The organism is Xanthomonas sp. GPE 39, assembly GCF_000963005.1.
In the GTDB taxonomy this organism is placed as follows: Bacteria; Pseudomonadota; Gammaproteobacteria; order Xanthomonadales; family Xanthomonadaceae; genus Xanthomonas_A.
The window spans coordinates 2595685-2613837 of sequence record NZ_JZHZ01000007.1 but is presented as its reverse complement, the minus strand read 5'-3'; the positions used below and the strand labels follow the sequence as shown (position 1 = coordinate 2613837).

General features: G+C 64.3%; 16 protein-coding genes and 1 riboswitch. Of the genes, 10 read left to right on the top strand and 6 right to left on the bottom strand.

Annotation, left to right across the window (positions count from 1 at the left end; genetic code table 11):
* Positions 1-37 precede the first annotated feature (37 nt).
* Positions 38-1045 (bottom strand): ketol-acid reductoisomerase, encoded by a 1008-nt coding sequence (ilvC, locus tag XALGPE39_RS10890; RefSeq protein WP_045728200.1) that lies wholly within the window; start codon positions 1043-1045, stop codon positions 38-40.
* A 556-nt stretch (positions 1046-1601) separates the two neighbouring features.
* Here ilvC and XALGPE39_RS10885 point away from each other — a divergent pair.
* Positions 1602-3452 carry a methyl-accepting chemotaxis protein gene (locus XALGPE39_RS10885; protein ID WP_045728199.1) on the top strand — a complete coding sequence of 617 codons (1851 nt, stop codon included), beginning with the start codon at positions 1602-1604 and terminating at the stop codon, positions 3450-3452.
* Positions 3453-3667: 215 nt separating this feature from the next.
* A riboswitch (TPP riboswitch) is annotated at positions 3668-3770 on the top strand.
* Between the two features lie 111 nt (positions 3771-3881).
* Positions 3882-5759 (top strand): phosphomethylpyrimidine synthase ThiC, encoded by a 1878-nt coding sequence (thiC, locus tag XALGPE39_RS10880; protein WP_045728198.1) that lies wholly within the window; start codon positions 3882-3884, stop codon positions 5757-5759.
* A 117-nt stretch (positions 5760-5876) separates the two neighbouring features.
* On the opposite strand, the gene XALGPE39_RS10875 is transcribed toward thiC, so the two are convergent.
* Positions 5877-6998: an HDOD domain-containing protein gene (locus tag XALGPE39_RS10875; RefSeq protein ID WP_235429901.1), complete on the bottom strand. Its 1122-nt coding sequence runs from the start codon at positions 6996-6998 to the stop codon at positions 5877-5879.
* A 151-nt stretch (positions 6999-7149) separates the two neighbouring features.
* Complete coding sequence (gene ppa / locus XALGPE39_RS10870; RefSeq protein ID WP_045728196.1) at positions 7150-7683, bottom strand: inorganic diphosphatase; 534 nt, start codon at positions 7681-7683, stop codon at positions 7150-7152.
* 199 nt (positions 7684-7882) lie between these two features.
* Between ppa and XALGPE39_RS10865 the strand changes: the two genes are divergently transcribed.
* Positions 7883-8386, top strand: a complete 504-nt coding sequence (locus XALGPE39_RS10865) for a hypothetical protein (RefSeq protein WP_045728195.1) — start codon at positions 7883-7885, stop codon at positions 8384-8386.
* Between the two features lie 39 nt (positions 8387-8425).
* On the opposite strand, the gene XALGPE39_RS10860 is transcribed toward XALGPE39_RS10865, so the two are convergent.
* Positions 8426-8629, bottom strand: coding sequence for a sodium/proton-translocating pyrophosphatase (locus XALGPE39_RS10860; protein ID WP_045728194.1), 204 nt, complete (start codon positions 8627-8629; stop codon positions 8426-8428).
* Positions 8630-8888: 259 nt separating this feature from the next.
* Here XALGPE39_RS10860 and XALGPE39_RS10855 point away from each other — a divergent pair, with 259 nt between their 5' ends.
* A complete protein-coding gene (locus tag XALGPE39_RS10855) occupies positions 8889-9386 on the top strand; it encodes a hypothetical protein (protein WP_235429899.1) in 498 nt (165 codons plus the stop codon).
* A 149-nt stretch (positions 9387-9535) separates the two neighbouring features.
* Here the strand turns inward: XALGPE39_RS10855 and XALGPE39_RS10850 are convergent, their stop codons facing one another.
* Entirely contained in the window at positions 9536-10792 is a 1257-nt protein-coding gene (locus tag XALGPE39_RS10850; protein ID WP_045728192.1) for a 6-phosphofructokinase, read from the bottom strand.
* Positions 10793-10931: 139 nt separating this feature from the next.
* On the opposite strand from XALGPE39_RS10850, the gene XALGPE39_RS10845 reads away from it, so the two are divergent.
* The 4 genes from XALGPE39_RS10845 to XALGPE39_RS10830 all read left to right on the top strand — a co-directional run bounded on the left by XALGPE39_RS10845 (position 10932) and on the right by XALGPE39_RS10830 (position 14462).
* Positions 10932-11495: an adenylate kinase gene (locus XALGPE39_RS10845; protein WP_045728191.1), complete on the top strand. Its 564-nt coding sequence runs from the start codon at positions 10932-10934 to the stop codon at positions 11493-11495.
* Positions 11496-11732: 237 nt separating this feature from the next.
* Positions 11733-13109, top strand: a complete 1377-nt coding sequence (gene mpl / locus XALGPE39_RS10840) for a UDP-N-acetylmuramate:L-alanyl-gamma-D-glutamyl-meso-diaminopimelate ligase (RefSeq protein ID WP_045728190.1) — start codon at positions 11733-11735, stop codon at positions 13107-13109.
* A gap of 28 nt (positions 13110-13137) precedes the next feature.
* A complete protein-coding gene (locus XALGPE39_RS10835) occupies positions 13138-13719 on the top strand; it encodes an LON peptidase substrate-binding domain-containing protein (protein ID WP_255352728.1) in 582 nt (193 codons plus the stop codon).
* A 233-nt stretch (positions 13720-13952) separates the two neighbouring features.
* Positions 13953-14462 carry a protease inhibitor I42 family protein gene (locus XALGPE39_RS10830; RefSeq protein ID WP_235429793.1) on the top strand — a complete coding sequence of 170 codons (510 nt, stop codon included), beginning with the start codon at positions 13953-13955 and terminating at the stop codon, positions 14460-14462.
* Positions 14463-14565: 103 nt separating this feature from the next.
* Here XALGPE39_RS10830 and XALGPE39_RS10825 read toward each other — a convergent pair whose 3' ends face one another.
* Positions 14566-16581, bottom strand: a complete 2016-nt coding sequence (locus XALGPE39_RS10825; RefSeq protein WP_045728188.1) for a bifunctional DedA family/phosphatase PAP2 family protein — start codon at positions 16579-16581, stop codon at positions 14566-14568.
* A gap of 48 nt (positions 16582-16629) precedes the next feature.
* Between XALGPE39_RS10825 and XALGPE39_RS10820 the strand changes: the two genes are divergently transcribed.
* On the top strand, positions 16630-17286 hold the full coding sequence (locus XALGPE39_RS10820; protein WP_045728187.1) for a serine/threonine-protein kinase: 657 nt from the start codon (positions 16630-16632) through the stop codon (positions 17284-17286).
* Positions 17287-17654: 368 nt separating this feature from the next.
* Positions 17655-18077, top strand: coding sequence for a VOC family protein (locus XALGPE39_RS10815; RefSeq protein ID WP_045728186.1), 423 nt, complete (start codon positions 17655-17657; stop codon positions 18075-18077).
* The last annotated feature ends 76 nt before the right edge of the window (positions 18078-18153 follow it).

Below are 18153 nucleotides of genomic sequence, written 5' to 3'. Positions count from 1 at the left end.
GCGACCTTTCGGTGGAAGCGGGTGGGGGAGCCGCGGTTTATGCGGCCTTGGTATTGCCAGCGGCCGGTTTAGCTGCGGCCTCGCCGTTGAGCCAGACCATCTTGGCGCGCAACTGCTTGCCGACCGCTTCGATGGGGTGGTTCAGATCGGCTTGCTTGAACTTGTTGTAGTTCGGCAAGCCCGCGTTGTACTCGGCCACCCAGTTCTTGGTGAAGGTGCCGTTCTGGATGTCCGTCAGCACGTCGCGCATGCGCGCCTTGGTTGCCGCGTCGATGACCCGCGGGCCGCTGACATAGTCGCCGTACTGCGCGGTCTCGGAGACGAATTCGAGCATGCGGGTGATCCCGCCTTCGTAGAACAGATCGACGATCAGCTTCAATTCGTGCAGCACTTCGTAGTAGGCGATTTCCGGCTGATAGCCGGCTTCCACCAGCACTTCGAAGCCAGCCTGTACCAGCGCCGATGCGCCGCCGCACAGCACTGCCTGCTCGCCGAACAGGTCGGTTTCGGTCTCTTCCTTGAAGGTGGTCTTGATCAGGTTGGCGCGTGCGCCGCCCAGGCCAGCGGCGTACTCCAGCGCGAGTTGCTCGGCCTTGCCGCTCTTGTCCTGATATACCGCCCAGATGCACGGCACGCCACGGCCGATTTCGTACTCGCGGCGCACCAGCGCGCCCGGCCCCTTGGGGGCGACCAGCACCACGTCCAGGTCCGCGCGCGGCTTGATCATGTCGAAATGCACGTTCAGGCCGTGCGCGAACAGCAGGCAGGCGCCCTGCTTCATGTTCGGTGCCAGCACTTCTTCGTACAGCTTCTTCTGCACCATGTCCGGGGTCAGCACCGCGACCAGATCGGCGTCCTTGACCGCTTCGTCAGGGCGCTTCACCACGAAACCATCGGCCTGTGCCTTGACTTCGGTCGGGCCGCCGGCACGCAGGCCGATGGTGACGTCGAAGCCGGACTCGCGCAGGTTCAGCGCGTGCGCGCGTCCCTGGCTGCCGTAACCGACGATGGCGATCTTGGTGGTGGGCTGGGCGGAACTGCTCATGATGCGGATATCCTCGAAGTGGGGTGGAGTGGAAAGGATTTTTGCGTTTGTGGTCACTGAAATGAAAAACCCCGCGCCGTTGCCAGTGCGGGGTTTGATCGAATCCTGGCTGCTTGATCGCTTAAATGCCAGTTCGTCCCGCAGATGTGGGCGAGCTAATAAGCACGAGTACAAGGAGCGAGGCCGCAACGTCCGCGCGAGGCGCGGCGGGCTGATGAGGCGGCTTCGGGCTGGTGTGGTATCGCAACATTTAGCGAGATAACCATGTGCTTTACGCGCCTGTCAACCAGGCTAGGCCTATCTGCGAGTGAATCTGCCGAAAACCGCGCCAATGCTGCATGGTTGCGCATGAAACGGAGTGCGCACGCGATGCGGAGCGCGTCGATTGCGCGGAAACAGTCGGTCCGCGCGATCGCGACGGGCAGGCGATGTGCCGCGCTTGTGGCTGTACCTGATTGTCACCGCGGCTATGACGTCAATCCCGATTGCAGCCGCCGCCGCTGCGGCGTCGGTGTGAAAGTCGCTAAAATCGGCGGTAGCGCCGAGGGAGACGACGATGGCCTTGTTCTCACGCAGTCCGGATGCCGGTGCCTTGCCGCCTGCCGGTTTGCCAGATGCTCCGATCGCCCTGCTACGGCTGGACCCGGACGGATGCGTCAGCGCCGCCAATCGCGCTGCGCTGGATCTGCTGGGGATCCCGGCCGATACGTTGCTCGGTGCGTCCAGCGAGGTGGTCTGGGGGCTGCCGCTTGCGGCGTTGGTCGGCTCTGAAGGCAGTTGGTTGGCGCCCGGCAACGATCCGTCGCGGCGTGTGCGCTACCAGTGCGATCGCGATGGACAGGGCTGGTTGTTGTCGTTGCCGCATCCGGAGACCGCCGCGTTGCTGCGCGATGTCGCCTTGCTCGGCGCTGGGAAGGCCCAAGGCGCGATCAGCCCGGCGTTGCAGGCGGTCGCGCAGCACGTTCAGGAGGGGGACGCAGCGCAGGCGCTGCTGGAACGTGTCGGCGAGCACCTGACCGGCTGCGACCTGGATCTTGGGCTATCCACGCCGTTGTCCGAGCCCGAGGCTCAGGACATCCTGGCCCGGCGTTTGTCTGCCGGCTTTGGAAACCTGGCGGAGGCGATTCGCCAGGCGGTGGCATTGTCGCTGCAGATCGCGGCCGATGTGCCGCACGTGGTCGCCGAGAACGACGAACTGGCGCGGCAGTCGCAGACACAGTTGGATGCGCTGCAGACGGTGGTGTCCACGACGCGCCGGCTGTTGCAGGGCCTGCGCGAGATGGACCAGGAGCTGCGCACGGTGATCGCGGTGGCGGCCAGTGCGGACGATAGCGCGCGGCAGGGCGTGGAGGCGGCGCGTACCTTGGCTCAGGCGATGCAAGAGGTGGCGCGGCGCTCTGCACGCGCCAACGAAGTCATCCAAGTGATCGATTCGGTCGCATTCCAGACCAATATCTTGTCGATCAACGCCAGCATCGAGGCGGTGCACGCCGGTCCGGCTGGACGCGGTTTTGCCGTGGTCGCAACCGAGATCCGGCAGCTCGCCGAGCGTGCCGCCAACGCCGCGCGCGATGTGCGCGTCATCATCGGCGAGACCGGCACCGCCTTGCAGGACAGTGCGGTTTCGGCGCAACGCACCGAGCAAGTGCTTGGTGGTATCGGTGAGTTGCTCGGCCGTGCCAGCGCAGCGATGGAGGCGGTGGCAAGCCGCGTCGCTGCGCAAAGTGGGGAGATCGGTGGCATCGATCGTGCGGTCGAACACCTGGTCGGACTCAGCCGCAGCAACCTGGAGCATGCTGCAAGCGTGGTTCAGCGCAGTGAGGCGCTGGCGACCAGTAGCGCCACGTTGTACGACTGCGTGAATCTATTTCGCCTGCCGGAGGATCCGATGCGGCAGCCGCGCCATGCGCGCGTGCGCGAGCTGGCCACAGCGGCCGCCGCGCGCATCGGTCAGGCATTCGAGGCTGCGCTCGCGCGTGGCCGTATCGCCGAAGAGGCGCTGTTTTCTACCGATTACACCCCGATCAAGGGGGTAGATCCCGCAAAGTACAACACTGCTTTCGATGCGTTATGCGACGAGTTGCTGCCGCCGTTGCAGGAGCCGCTGTTGGCCGCGCATCCTTGGATCGTGTTCGCGATCTGTGCCAACGTGGATGGCTATGTGCCAACGCACAACCTGCGTTTCAGCCAACCGCTCAGTGGCGACCGCGCCCGCGATCTGGTCGGTAACCGGACCAAGCGTATCTTCACCGACCGCGTTGGCCGCACTGTCGGTCGTCATACCGAGCCGTATCTGTTGCAGGTGTATCGGCGCGATACCGGGCAGATCCTGTTCGACTTGTCGGTGCCGGTTTATGCGCGTGGACGCCATTGGGGCGGGCTGCGCGTGGCCTACGCGCTGGAGTGAGCCTGTGTGCCGGGTGGCGGCGAAAAAAATGCCGCCAGGGGTGCTGGCGGCAAGGAGAGAGACTTCCAATGCTTGTGTGGCGAGGTTAGATCGGCCAGGTGGTCGGAGTTTGTCGCCGACCCACCGTATGTGTCAGTGCTGACACAAAAGGTTGCCTGTGTGCAGGCTCTCGACATGAGGCCGGTTGGCGCTCGCGCCGGAAACGGGTCTAATAGCGTCAGAAGTGGGGGTACCGTTGGCCCAGAGGCTGCGGTTGAGACAGTCCCTTCGAACCTGATCCGGTTGAGACCGGCGTAGGGAAGCTTCGCAAGTCCGCTGTCGGCCTCATCCCGTTGCCAATGGACCCGCGCCGCCGCTTCGTCCCAGATGCGAGTTCGCTCGCGCCCGTTCCGCGCCCGTCGCGGGTCACCCGAACCAGGACGAATGCCGATGAACGCCATGCCCAATCCGCTGCAGCAGCAGACCGATACCCTGTCCGCCGCAGTCACCCGCCCCATCCCCGGTTCGCACAAGATTTTCGTACAGGGTTCGCGTGCGGACCTACAGGTGCCGATGCGCGAGATCGTACTGACCCGCACCCCGACCGTGTTCGGCGGCGAGGAGAACGCACCGGTGACCGTCTACGACACCTCCGGTCCCTACACCGACCCGCAGGCGCGAATCGACCTCGGCGTGGGTCTGGCGCCGCTGCGCGCTGGCTGGATCGCCGAGCGCGGCGATACCGTTGCCCTGGCCGGGCTCAGTTCCCACTTCGGTCGCGAGCGCGAGGGTGACGCCCGCCTGCAGGCCGTGCGCTTCCCCGCGCGGCATCTGCCACGGCGGGCGCTGGGTGGTGCCAACGTCACCCAGATGCACTACGCGCGGCGCGGCATCGTCACTCCCGAGATGGAGTTCGTCGCGATCCGCGAGAACCAGCGGCTGGAATCGGTGCGCGATGCGCAACTGCGTGTGCAACATCCCGGCGAGGCATTCGGTGCGGGTATTCCTGCGGTCATCACCCCCGAGTTCGTGCGTGACGAAATCGCCCGCGGTCGCGCCATTTTGCCGTGCAATATCAACCATCCGGAAAGTGAGCCGATGATTATCGGTCGCAACTTCCTGACCAAGATCAATGCCAACATCGGCAACAGCGCGGTCAGCTCCGGCATCGCCGAGGAAGTGGAAAAGTTGGTCTGGGCGATCCGCTGGGGCGGGGACACGGTGATGGACCTGTCCACTGGCAAGCACATCCACGAGACCCGCGAGTGGATCGTGCGCAATTCGCCGGTGCCGATCGGCACGGTGCCAATCTATCAGGCGCTGGAGAAAGTCGATGGCCGCGCCGAGGAACTGACCTGGGAGATCTTCCGCGATACGTTGATCGAACAGGCCGAACAGGGTGTCGATTATTTCACCATTCATGCGGGTGTGTTGTTGCGCTACGTGCCGCTGACCGCCAAGCGCGTCACTGGCATCGTTTCGCGTGGCGGTTCGATCATGGCCAAATGGTGTCTGGCGCATCATCGCGAGAATTTCCTCTATACCCACTTCGAGGAAATCTGCGACATCATGAAAGCCTACGACGTGGCATTCTCGCTCGGCGACGGTCTGCGTCCGGGATGTATCGCCGACGCCAACGATGCAGCGCAATTCGGCGAACTAGAGACGTTGGGCGAACTGACAAAAATCGCCTGGAAGCACGACGTGCAGACCATGATCGAAGGCCCCGGCCATGTGCCGATGCAGTTGATTAAGCAGAACATGGACAAGCAGTTGCGCGAATGCGGCGAAGCGCCGTTCTACACGCTGGGTCCGTTGACTACCGATATCGCGCCCGGTTACGACCACATCACCTCCGCGATCGGCGCGGCGATGATCGGTTGGTTCGGCACGGCGATGCTGTGCTATGTCACGCCGAAGGAACACCTCGGCTTGCCCAATCGTCAGGACGTGCGCGATGGCATCATGGCCTACAAGATCGCCGCGCATGCCGCCGATCTCGCCAAGGGGCATCCCGGTGCGCAGGTGCGCGATAACGCCTTGTCCAAGGCGCGCTTCGAGTTCCGCTGGGACGATCAGTTCCACCTTGGGCTGGATCCGGAGAAGGCGCGTGAATTCCACGATGAGACATTGCCCAAGGACGCGCACAAGCTGGCGCATTTTTGCTCGATGTGCGGGCCACATTTCTGCTCGATGAAGATCACCCAGGATGTGCGCGATTACGCCGCCGAACATGGCGTCGATGCGCAGGCGGCGCTGCAGGCGGGCATGGAGGAAAAGTCAGCGCAGTTCCGTGCCGCCGGGGCACAGGTATACCAGGCCGAGTAGCGCGCGACGGGCGCGCGGCGGGCAGTGAGGTCTGGTCGGCGTGTCCGACCAGACCGGTGTCGATGGCGAGCCGCTGATGCGTTGGCGTGCGTGGTGCGATCCACGACTGCCGGGGTGTTATGCCGAGTCCATTCCCATCAGGTTTTCCGCATGCTCCTGCCAGCTCGGTAGCTTATTGAGGACGCCGGTCTTGGCGAGGTAGTCCTCGTCTACCTCCGTGCCGCTGGCCAGCGCCATCGCCACGTGGACCGCGCCGGTGATCCAGAAGCTGCGAGTACTGGAGCGCTGTGGCTGGCGGTGGAACGCCACCGCTTCGATGATTGGCATCGGCAGGCCCCACAGACCTAGCAGGTAGGCGCCCGCCTCGGTATGGCCTGGACGCATGTCGTCCGCATCTACGAGTGGTTTGTACTCATCTCGGATGCCCGGCAGCAGCATGCCGATGTCGGCCAGCAATGCCGCAGTCGAGCCGAGTTCGGCGCTGGATGCCGGCAGCATCTTCGACGCCAATTTGGATGCCAGCAGCGAGCGTTGTTGCAGCGCGTTGCGATCAGCGTTGGAGAGCGTCTGTACCGAGAATACCTCGCTGGCCAGTACCAAATCGCGCAGGGTGGCGATACCCAGCCGAGTAACGGCAGTGCGCAGATCGGAGATGGTGCGGCCGTTGGAGAAGAAGGCCGAATTGCATAATTGCAGGACCTTGGCCGCGATGGCGGGATCGCCCGAGACCAACTTGGAGAGAACGGCGGCATCGCTGCCTTCGTCCTGTTCCAGTGCGCTCATCAGGCTCAGGTACAGATGTGGAGGTGCCGGCAGCTTATCGATACGGCCAATGCTGGTGCGTAGTCGCTTATTGCCGAGCAGCTCTCGCAGCTCTTCGAGGTTGGTGATCGCCTCCAGCAGCAGCTCCGGCGATAGCGGCAGTGGCAGGAAGCGGTGCGCCACGCCGATGATCCGGGCTGGCGGCGCGCGATTGTTCTGTTCGGCTTCAATCAGCGCGATGCGGATGGTTTCCGGGCTCAGCGTGCGGATCTGGCCGAGCAGGGTGGCGGTGGTCAGGTCCGGTAGCGTCGGCGCGGCGATCACCGCGTCAAATTGCACGGTGGCGGCCACCGCGATGGCGGTATTGCCGTCCGCCGCGCTCTGCACTTGCCAACCCTCGTCAAGATCGCGCAGGTATTCCGTGATTTCAGCCGGAAGGCTCGCTTCGTCGCCGACGAATAGGATGCGCAAGTGAATTTACCCCGAAAAAACCGGATCGTCCCCGACCGGTGCGATCATTCCGTTGCCTAATTTACTCCAAACTCTCCGGCACTTCTTTGTCGGCGATGGCAAAACGTGAAATGGCATTGGTCGCGGCGGAACCTGACGATCCAGCCGCGACCTCTGCTTAGGCGTTGGCGTCGAAGCGAGCGACGGCAGCGCGCAGGATATCCTTGGCTTCCGCGGCGTTGCCCCAGCCATCCAGCTTGACCCACTTGCCTTTTTCCAGGTCTTTGTAGTGCTCGAAGAAGTGGCCGATGCGTTCCATCCAGTGGCCCGATACCTGAGAGATGTCCTCGATATGGGCATAGCCCTGGAATACTTTGGCCACCGGCACAGCCAGGAGTTTCTCGTCGCTGCCGGCCTCGTCGCTCATCCTCAGCACGCCGACCGGGCGGCAGCGCACCACGCAGCCGGGCACCAGCGGTAACGGCAGTACCACCAGCACGTCGGCCGGGTCGCCGTCGCCGCACAGGGTGTTGGGGACGTAGCCGTAGTTGCACGGATAGCGCATCGGCGTGGACAGGATACGGTCGACGAAGATGGCGCCGCTGGCCTTGTCCACTTCGTACTTGACCGGCTCCGAATCCTTAGGGATTTCGATGACGACGTTGATTTCTTCCGGCAGGTTTTTGCCGGAGTTGACCAGTTCCAGACCCATGGGTGAGCTCCAGTAGAGTGGCTTCTTGAAAAGGACCCGCATTCTAGTCGCTTGATTGTTGCAATGCAGAGTCCCTGGGCCTGGGGAGATTCCCACACCCTGTTCGGATTGCGGCCCCGAGCCGATGCGGGATAGTCCGATGGTGCTAGCGCAGTGCGGTCGGCACGCTGTCTGTCCCGTCCTTACTCGGAACAAGGCGATGAACGCGGTTCGGTATTTGTTAGGGCTGCTGCTGGCGGTGCCGGTGCTGGTCTGTGCTGGTGCGCGGGCTTGCAATGCGGCACAGGTGCGACCGGTTTACGTGGAGGCGATGGACTATCCCGGCCCGGGCGAGGGCGGGGAGGCATTCGCTGATCTAGAGCAGCGATTGGCCCACGATTTCGAGCGGTTGTGCGGTGACACTTTTTGCGCGGGCGATTACAGCGCCTACCGGCCGTTGCGCTACCGCTGCTCGGTGCGTCAGCACGATGGGGTGATCGGGCAATGCGTGTGGACCTTCGGCGCCAGCGAGGCCAGCATCGACCCGGACACCGGTCGGGTGCTGGTCGATGCGCGGCTGTGGCAATGCACCACGCCCCTGCCGTCGCAGACCCGTCTGGCGGCGTTGTACAAGGCGCTGGCAGGCCAGCGGCCGTTGCTGGCGCCGTTGCCGCATCAGCAGCGCAGCATCAACGATGGTTTGATGGACTGCCTGTCGCCATAACCGACACATGTTGGCTGCGGCCGATCATGGCGAGTCCTTCTACAACAGTGGTACCAGCAGCAGTGAGCCGATGTTGATGATCTTGATCAGCGGGTTGATCGCGGGGCCGGCGGTGTCCTTGTACGGGGCGCGGACAGTGTCGCGCCGCATCCTCTCGCGGATCGCCGAACGGGTCAGCATGTCCACCGCGCGGTTGTACTGCGGTTTCCCGGCACCTTGTATGAGGATGTGGATGACGCCCAAGCGCGGGATATGCTGTGGGAACGCACCGCAGGAGCGTCAAGATGTCACGATTCCGCAGTCGTAAGGTGCCGCTGGTACGGCTGATCATCCCGGCCTGGCCTGAGCGTCCCGAGTATGCGCCCGGCCCCGCTAGGCCGCCAGCGACCCGCCGGGACGTGGCATTTTGGCATTGGGTTCAGTTGGCGCATGGCAGCGTGGCGCATCGCTTCCGAGGAACAATTCGATGCAATCCATGCTTTCCCTGCGCACATGCGGATCGATGCTGGCCTTGAGCCTGTGCCTATTGGCGCCGCTGAGTGCGCTCGCTGCCGACCCCACTCCGGAATTGCAGCGCTCCGTCGGCGCGCCGCAAGCCGTAGGCGTAGTGCACACGATCCGGCAGATTCCCGAGGCCTGTGTGCGTTTCGAAGGCCAATACACCGGCGATGCCGCACAGCCGTATCGCTTTTCGGCAGTGCCCAGCAGCCCCACCTGCCAGCCGCGCGCCAAGCTGGTGGAGTTCGACCAGGCCAAGCCCAGCGAAGCGACCGGCTGGAAGTTCAACGATCTGATCCGCGTCCCCAGCGCGGCTTGTCCCACGCAGCAGGCGGTGGTGCGGGTCTGGCGCAAGCCGGTCGCGCTGAACACCGAGCGCGATGGCCAGGGCCAGTCGCGGATCTACCTGCAAGAGGCCAAGCAGCAGGCCGACGCCGGCAAAATTGCGCAGATACCGGAGTTCACCGCGCAAATGACCCTGGAAGGCAGTGCATGCCACTGAGTGGGTTGGTTTGATGCAGGTGCTCTGCGCCGACGTCTTGCTCCAGCAGATGCCGTCTGCGCTGGGCGGCACTTCTGGTGAGCTGGCCTCGTCAGCCTATGGATGGTAGATGGTTCGTCTGTGCGTGCCCGATGGCATCGCACTTGGCGTCATCCTTCCCAGAGCGGTAGTTTTTTCTTCACCGCCACGTTCTTCAGTGTCACGTACTTGGGCATGCCATCGTTGCCATAGGGCAGTGACGCCTCGCCATGGATCAGCGGCTGTAGATAGCGGCGCGCTTTCTCGGTGATGCCGAAACCGTCCTTGCGCAGGAACGAGGCCGGCATTTTCTTCTCATGATTGGCGATCTTGCGTAGCGGCGCGGCCTCGATCTTCCAGCGGTAAGGCGTCTGGCTGCTGCGCACGATCACCGGCATCACCGCGTTCATGCCTTGCAGGGCGAATTGCACGGCCGCCTTGCCAACCGCTTGCGCCTGCTCCCAATCGGTGCGCGAGGCGATATGCCGCGCCGAGCGTTGCAGGTAGTCGGGCAGGGCCCAGTGCACCTTGTAGCCGAGTTCGGCCTTGACCTTGCCGGCCAGGTACGCCGCCACGCCGCCGAGCTGGCTGTGCCCGAACGCGTCGGTACCGCCGCCCGCATCGGCGACGAAGCGCCCGTCTGCGGTTCGAATGCCTTCGCTGGCGACCACCACGCACCAACCCACCTGGTCTACCACCTTGCGCACCTGTGCCAGGAAGGCCGCTTCGTCGTAGGCACGCTCGGGGAACAGGATGATCTGCGGCGCATCCTCCGGCGACTGCGCGGCCAGCCCAGCGGCGGCGGCGAGCCAGCCGGCGTGCCGGCCCATGGCCTCGTAGACAAAAACTTTGGTCGATGTTGCCGCCATGGCGGCAACGTCCAGCGCGGCTTCGCGTACCGCCACCGCAGTGTATTTGGCCGCCGAGCCGAAACCGGGGCAGGTGTCGGTTAGCGCCAAGTCGTTGTCGATGGTCTTGGGCACCCCGATGCAATGCAGGCGATAGCCGAAGGCCTGTGCCAGTTGCGCGACCTTCCACGCGGTATCGGCCGAATCGTTGCCGCCGTTGTACAGGAAGTAGCGGACATCGTGTGCCTGCAGCACCTGCAGCAGGCGCGCGTACTTGGCCTGATCGGCTTCCAGCGATTTGAGCTTGTAGCGGCACGAGCCGAAGGCGCCGCCCGGGGTGTGTGCCAACGCGCGGATCGCCGCCGCCGATTCCTTGGAGGTGTCGATCAGGTCTTCGCGCAGTGCGCCGAGAATGCCGTTGCGCGCGGCCAGTACCTTGACCTTGCGCACCCGCGCCTCGCCGATCACGGCGGCGGCGCTGGCGTTGATGACGGCAGTGACGCCGCCGGATTGGGCGTAGAGCAGGGTGCCTTGGGCCATGGTCGAGGGTCGCTCCTGGGTGGGGACATTGTCGGGACATTGCCCGGATGCGGTAAGCTGGGAGGCTTGCGGCGCAGCGTTGGCCTGCGAGTCTAACGCTGCTGGTCATGCACGGTAATTTCCTTGAGGAGTCAGGTTGATGCGATTGGTTCTATTGGGACCGCCCGGATCGGGCAAGGGCACGCAGGCGGCCCGCCTGAAGGACACACTGCAGATTCCGCACATTTCCACCGGTGATCTGCTGCGCGCGGAAGTGGCCGCCGGCACGCCGCTGGGCGTGCAAGCCAAAGAAGTCATGGCGCGCGGCGACCTGGTCTCCGACGATATTCTGCTGGGCATGCTGGCATCGCGGCTGAGTCGTGAGGATGTGCGCAACGGCTTCATCCTCGATGGTTATCCGCGCAATCTGGCCCAGGCGGGCGCGCTGGATGAATTGCTGGGCAGACTCGGCCAACCGCTGGGCGCGGTGGTGCAGTTGGACGTCGCCACCGATCTGCTGGTGGAACGCATCGCTGGCCGCGCCAAGGCCGAGGGCCGCGAGGACGATAATCCCGCGTCGGTGCGCAAACGATTGCAGGTGTACAACGATTCGACGGCGCCGGTGATCGGCTTCTACGATAAGCGCGGCACGCTTGCGCGCGTGGATGGCGTGGGCTCGCTGGACGAGGTCCTGGCCCGCATTCTGGCCGCGATCGGCCGCTGAGGCACCAGCGCAGTGACGTCTGCGGATGCGCTCGATGCGCGTCCGCCGGCAACCTCGCGCGCTGCTGCTGCGCTAGATCGTTGTATCGGGTCCGGTGCAGTGCGGCTGGATAATGCGAGCGCCTGCTGAGCCTGTTCGCTTGTGCATGGCGCATCCGCATGCTGCCACTGTGCAGTCGTCCCCGCCTCAGACGATTTGCCAGTTTGCGTGGGTCGGGGGATCGGCGACAATCGGCCCATGAGCAAGATCCATATTCTCGGCATCGCCGGTACGTTCATGGGCGGTGTCGCCGCGCTTGCGCGGGAGCTCGGCCATGTGGTCGAGGGCAGCGACCAGGCGATCTATCCGCCGATGTCCACGCAGTTGGAGCAATTGGGCATCGCCTTGAAGCAGGGCTACCTGCCCGAGCACATCGATGCCGATTGCGCGCAGGTGATCGTCGGTAATGCGCTCTCGCGCGGCAACCCCGCCGTGGAGGCGGTGCTTGATGCCGGACGCGCTTACATGTCCGGGGCGCAGTGGTTGAGCGAGCAGGTCTTGCCCGGGCGCGACACGCTGGCAGTGGCGGGCACCCATGGCAAGACCACCACCACCAGTATCCTGACCTGGTTACTGCAGGCGGCCGGTCGCGAGCCGGGGTTCCTGATCGGCGGAGTGGCCGAGGATTTCGGCGTGTCGGCGCGCCTGGGCGGCCGCGTCGCTGACCCGCAGCGGCCGTTGTTCGTGGTCGAGGCCGACGAATACGACACCGCCTTCTTCGACAAGCGCAGCAAGTTTGTGCACTACCGGCCGCTGGTGGCGATCCTCAACAACCTTGAATACGATCACGCCGATATCTTTCCCGATGTCGCCGCGATCCAGCGTCAGTTCCACCACCTGGTGCGCACGGTGCCGCGCCGTGGCCGTCTGATCGTCAACGGCGAGGACGCGCATCTGCGCGAGGTGCTGGCGATGGGCTGCTGGACGCCAGTGGAGCGCTTTGGCTTGGATCCGGAATTCGATTGGAGCGCGCGTCTACTTGCCGCCGATGGCAGCCGTTTTGCGGTGCTGCATGCAGGCCAGCAATTGGGCGTGGTCGAATGGTCTTTGCTCGGTCGCCACAACGTGATGAACGCGCTGGCGGCTTTGGCGGCGGCGCATGCGGTTGGTGTGGCTCCTGCGCAGGTAATACCCGCGTTGGCGCGTTTTCGTAGTGTCAAGCGGCGGCTGGAAGTGCTTGGTCAGGCGCAGGGCATCACCGTGTACGACGATTTCGCCCATCATCCCACCGCGATCCGCACCACTCTGGAAGGATTGCGTGCCAGGGTCGGTGCGGCGCGTATCGTGGTGGCGATGGAGCCGCGCAGTAATTCGATGCGCTTGGGCGCGCATGCCGACGCGCTGGCGCCGTCGTTGGAGGTGGCCGATGCGGTGGTGTTCTTGCAGCGTCCAGAGCTGGCCTGGGACGCTGCCAAGGTGATCGCCGCAGTGCGCGGTCAGGCGTGCGTCGCCGCCGACGTGGACGCGTTGCTGGTTACCCTGCAGGCGCAGGCACGCGCGGGCGACCATGTGGTGTTCATGTCTAACGGTGGTTTCGACGGCGCGCCACGGCGCTTTTTGTCGGCGCTTCAATGATCCTGCTTGAACGCAGCGGAGTGTGCGAGTGAGCGCGGAGCGAGCGACACTGCCGCTGTTCATGCTGCATAAGGCGCTGCTACCGGGCGCCTGGATGAAGCTGCGCGTATTCGAGCCGCGTTATCTCGACTTGGTCCGCGAGTGTGGCCGTCAAGACAGTGGTTTCGGTGTGTGCTTGATCCTCCATGGCAGTGAGACTGGTGCCGCAGCGTTACCGGCTGAGTTCGGCACCGAGGCGCGGATCGTCGATTTCGATGTCGGCCCCGATGGCGTGCTGCTGTTGAGTCTGCGCGGCGCGCGGCGCTTTCATGTAGCGCGTCACTGGACCCGCGACAACGGCCTGGTGATGGGCGATATAACGTGGTGCGAACCGGATCACGACGACGAACTGCGTCCACAGCATGCGTTGCTGGCGACGCTGCTGGAGAGTTTGTTGGACCAGGCGGCTGCGGTGTATCCGGTGCCCGGGCCGCGCCTGCTCGATCAGGCCGCCTGGGTCGGCTGGCGTCTGGCCGAACTGTTGCCCCTCGACGAACGGCAACGCCTGTCGCTGTTGCAGCAAGACGATCCGCATGTGCGGCTGGAGCAATTGCTAGCCTGGATTCCGTGAGTAGCGATGCATGGCGGCGTGCCGATTTTCGCGCTGTGTTTGGCCCCAGTAATTCTCAGGGCGGCACATAAGCTAGCCATGCGCCGCGTGCCATGCGCACGAAGGTCGGCGGGCGACGGCATAGTTCGGTTGCGCCGCGCTCCCGCGTTCAACCTTGGGCTGGTCTGTGTGGGTGATGATTGGCTGCGTCCTTCCGTATCGCAGCGGTGGCCGACACTGGCCCAGCGCACCGGATGATCGGACGCCTGCATCGCGTTTTCATCCATCATCGAGGACTTCGTATGACACGCTCTTTACTAATTTTAATCCTTTCTGCCAGCGGTTGCCTGAGTCTTCCGGCCATGGCCGCAGGCGCTGTCGCTCCTGGCACGGGTGTATGTTCGGATGGCTCCATCGTCCAGGTGACCGGCAACGTTGACCAGCCGGCAGCCAAGACCTGCCTGGCGGACGCCATGAAGGGATTTCCGCTCAAGCGTGGTCAGTTGGTCGCGATCGAGCTTCCAGAGAATCAGTCGACCGGCATGTCATGGGCGTTACGCACCCTGCCGAGGCCGCTGTCGCTGCTGGACGTGTCTCACCACCCGACTGGCTCTTGTGGCGCGGGGCAGGTGGGGTGCGCTGGGAGTGTCACCTTCACCTTCAAAGCGATTGAGCGTGGCAATGGTGTCGTCGAGCTGATCTACGCACGGCCCAGGGAAGCGCAGGCTTCGGATTCGAGATCGATCAGGCTTGAGGTGAAGTAGTCAGACACTGCGCAGGCCTGGGGCCGTCGCTGAGGTCGCGTGGCGTTCGCCATGCCTTGTGCGTGGTTGCTGCGACGGTCGGTGTGGTTGTGCGAAGCGAGATTCAGTGCGATGGCGTCTGTACCTCGTCGTCGCCTCTAATCAGTAGCACCTGCACCTTCGACGAGTGCTGCACTTCCTTGCGTGTAGGCAGTGCGTGCAGTGCGTCGGTGACTGCGTCCAGTGCCGGCTCGGTGTCCGGTAGCGGTCGCCACATCCCGATCAAGTTGAAATGGCGTTCGTAGTGCAGACGCTGCGCACTGCCGAGCCACAGCGGCAGGTTGCCTGGCTGCAGGCGTGCGGCTGCTGGCCACAGCCGTAGCGCGTATAGCTCGTCTGGGCGCTTGCCAGGGCGCAGCATCAGCAGCGATTCCACTCGGCTATTCAGGGTCGCTGGCAATACCGGCACCTGTGCCGGGGTGGCCGTGTCGTCGAGCAGTTGCAGGGCTTGTCGCCAGCCGGCCTGTGCTTGCACTCGCCAACCAGCGGCAGCGAGTTGATGTTGCAATGGTGCCAGCGATCCTGCCAGTTGTAAGTTCAGCGGCCAGCGTTGGTTGTCGTCGAATGCGTTGCGACGCGGTGGCAGTTGCTGCCAGTCGTGCCGCCACCACGCCGAGCTCGCGATCTGCACCAGCGGTGGTGGCGCCGGTTCGAACTTGGCTAGTTTGCGTTCCAGGTCTCGGGGGGCGTAGTACAGCGCGGCGATCACGAATCCACCGTAGAACAGCCAGGCCAGCGGTGTTATCCAGAATCTGCGGTCGAGGCGACGGCGGTAGGCGATGCCCAATACCAACAGCCAAAAGATGCCGAACAGCATGCCGCCGACGACGTCGCTGAGCCAGTGCGCACCCAGGTAGAGGTGGGCGAAGCCGATCAGCGTGACCACCGCGCCGGACAGTAGATACGGCCAAACCCTGGAGCGCCCGGGGAGTTCGCGTGCGATCAGTACCGCGAAGAAGCCGAAGTCGATCGTGGCCATGGTCACGGCGACCGATGGGAAGCCGAAACCGCTGCTGGCGGTTGGTGGGTGCACCACTTGAACGGTGCTGCCGAGCAGTTTGGTCAAGGCCAGGCCAAACGCCAGCGCCGCCAGCCAGTGTGCCGCGGCCATCCAGCGTCGGCGCCAAGCCAGATAGCCCAAGCCGAGTGCGGTGGCCGGTGCCAATACCTGCCAGTTGCCGAGCGAGGCCAGCGCGGTCATCGGCGCATCCGCCAATGGATTGCGCAGCGCCAGCATCAGCTCGTGCACGGCCAGGTCCAGGCGCAGCGGCGCGTCGTGCGCGATCACCAGCATCAGCAGTGCGAACCAGCCCCACCCCAGCGCCAGCAACATCGTCGCCAGCATCGCCAACGGCACGGACTCGCGCCGTTGCGGGTCGAACACGGCGACCGAATAGCGACCGAGCACGGGATGCCGATGTGACCAGTCCAGTGCGCGCGCCAACAGCGCATCCATGTGCCCGGCCGACCAACGGTAGCCGTACAGCACGATGGTCCAGGCCAGCGCCAACGCCAACGCCAGCAGGCCCAGAACCAGGAACAGGCGCCCGGCCACCGCCGCCACCGCCTCGTAAGCCTGGCCGAGTAGCCAGCCCGGCCCGAGGAACAGCAGTGCCCAGGTCACCGCCGCCACACTGCTGGCCGGCAGGTAGCGCCGTAGCGGCATCTTCGACATGCCTGCCACCGCGGGTACGAATGGCCGGATCGCGCCTACGTAGCGGGCGACCAAAATGCTTTTGAACGCATTGCGGCGGAACATTGCCTCGCCACGGTCCAGCCACTGCGGATAGCGTTTGAATGGCCAGTAGCTGCGCAGCCGGTGGCCCCAGCGGTATCCGACCCAATAGCTGAACGCGTCGCCGATCAGTGCGCCGAGCGCTGCGCTGAGGACTGCATATGGACCGGAAATCTTGCCCAGGCCGATCAAGACGCCGATCGCGAACAGCAGCGGCAGCGCCGGCACCACCGTGCCGAGGATGATGACCGCATCGCAGAGCGCGATCGCGAAGATGACCACGCCGGCCAGCATAGGGTGTGCTGCGATCCACGCCAGCGTGGCATCGGTCCATGAGACATTCATCCGCGAAGTATAGGCGGGTCTGGATAGTGTTCCGCGTAAACTGGGACGATGCCTTCAGCCGATTCCGTTCAGATCCTCAAGTCCGACAGCTTCGGGCGCATCCTGTTGCTGGGCGAAGGCGATGCGCGCTTCGTGCGCCGCGATCTGAGCGCCTCGCCGTGGTGGTTGCGCCTGCCGGCATGGTGGTTGGCGCGGCGCGAAGCCTGCGCATTGCTGCAGTTAGCGGGCATGGCGGCCACTCCGCAATTGCGCGGTTGGGACGGCACCTTCCTGGACCGCAGCTATCTGGCCGGCGCGGCGATGTACCAGCGGCCGCCGCGCGGGGACCTGGCGTATTTCCGCAATGCCCGGCGTCTGTTGCAGCAAGTACACCGGCGCGGGGTGGCGCACAACGACCTGGCCAAGGAAGCGAATTGGCTGGTGCTGGAAGACGGTCGTCCGGCGTTGATCGATTTCCAACTGGCGGTGCGTGGGGCGCCACGTTCGCGCTGGATGCGCTTGCTGGCACGCGAGGATCTGCGCCATCTGCTCAAGCACAAGCGCATGTATTGCGCGCATGCGCTGACGCCAGTGGAACGGCGTCTGCTCAAGCGCCATTCCTGGGTGCGCACGCTGTGGTTTGCCAGTGGCAAGCGGGTGTACCGTTTCGTGACCCGGCGCGTGCTGCACTGGGAGGACAACGAAGGCCAGGGGCCGAAACCGTGAGTCGTTGCGGGCGATGCGTCTCGCGCATTGCTGGCGATGCAGGACAGGCGCGGCGTCGGTTGCATCGTTGCCTCCTCCGTTGGGCATCTGCATCAGCTTGTGCTTCTAAAAGCGTGCGAAGTGTTGCTTCCACGCGTATGAGTGCGAGCGCCATCTACCCCGCCGCCGTGCCGGTCGAAGCGGCACACAGGGGCGCCGCTGGCGCTTGCCGTCGTTGCGGCAGCATCGGTTGTTCCGGTGGCAAGCCGCGCCGGCATCGACCTGCTTGCTCGATGTCGGCGCTACCCTGTACATCGGCGTAGGGTAGCGCTGCTGCGTGGCGAGTACGCAGGCGCTCAGCCGTTTTCCCCATTCACTGGAGTGTCGCGATGAAATACCTGCATGCCATGATCCGCGTCCACGATCTGGAAAAGACCAGCGCGTTCTTTACCAAAGGCCTGGGCCTGTACGAGACCCGTCGCATCGAGAACGCGGCGGGTAAGTTCACCCTGGTGTATTTCGGCGCGCCGGAAAACCCCGATGCCGAAGTCGAGCTGACCTACAACTGGGGCTCGGACGAGGACTACGGTAGCGCGCGTAATTTCGGTCATCTGGCGTTTGAGGTCGATGACATCTACGCCATCTGTGCGCACCTGCAGGCGCAGGGCGTGACCATCAATCGTCCGCCGCGCGACGGACGCATGGCCTTTGTGCGCAGCCCCGACCTGATCTCGATCGAGCTGCTGCAAAAGGGCGAGGCACTGGCTCCGGCCGAGCCGTGGGCGTCGATGCCCAACACCGGGGTATGGTGAACCGCTTTGCGTCTTGCACAGCGCTGAACGCAGGCGGTCGCGGTGGTCTTTTCTTTATAATTGGCTTTTCCCTGCT

Excerpts from the sequence above, each read along its gene's own strand:
- ilvC (WP_045728200.1), bottom strand. The coding sequence starts at position 1,045 with ATGAGCAGTTCCGCCCAGCCCACCACCAAGATCGCCATCGTCGGTTAC.
- XALGPE39_RS10885 (WP_045728199.1), top strand. The coding sequence starts at position 1,602 with ATGGCCTTGTTCTCACGCAGTCCGGATGCCGGTGCCTTGCCGCCTGCC.
- thiC (WP_045728198.1), top strand. The coding sequence starts at position 3,882 with ATGAACGCCATGCCCAATCCGCTGCAGCAGCAGACCGATACCCTGTCC.
- ppa (WP_045728196.1), bottom strand. The coding sequence starts at position 7,683 with ATGGGTCTGGAACTGGTCAACTCCGGCAAAAACCTGCCGGAAGAAATC.
- XALGPE39_RS10865 (WP_045728195.1), top strand. The coding sequence starts at position 7,883 with ATGAACGCGGTTCGGTATTTGTTAGGGCTGCTGCTGGCGGTGCCGGTG.
- XALGPE39_RS10855 (WP_235429899.1), top strand. The coding sequence starts at position 8,889 with ATGCTGGCCTTGAGCCTGTGCCTATTGGCGCCGCTGAGTGCGCTCGCT.
- XALGPE39_RS10850 (WP_045728192.1), bottom strand. The coding sequence starts at position 10,792 with ATGGCCCAAGGCACCCTGCTCTACGCCCAATCCGGCGGCGTCACTGCC.
- XALGPE39_RS10845 (WP_045728191.1), top strand. The coding sequence starts at position 10,932 with ATGCGATTGGTTCTATTGGGACCGCCCGGATCGGGCAAGGGCACGCAG.
- mpl (WP_045728190.1), top strand. The coding sequence starts at position 11,733 with ATGAGCAAGATCCATATTCTCGGCATCGCCGGTACGTTCATGGGCGGT.
- XALGPE39_RS10830 (WP_235429793.1), top strand. The coding sequence starts at position 13,953 with ATGATCGGACGCCTGCATCGCGTTTTCATCCATCATCGAGGACTTCGT.
- XALGPE39_RS10825 (WP_045728188.1), bottom strand. The coding sequence starts at position 16,581 with ATGAATGTCTCATGGACCGATGCCACGCTGGCGTGGATCGCAGCACAC.
- XALGPE39_RS10820 (WP_045728187.1), top strand. The coding sequence starts at position 16,630 with ATGCCTTCAGCCGATTCCGTTCAGATCCTCAAGTCCGACAGCTTCGGG.
- XALGPE39_RS10815 (WP_045728186.1), top strand. The coding sequence starts at position 17,655 with ATGAAATACCTGCATGCCATGATCCGCGTCCACGATCTGGAAAAGACC.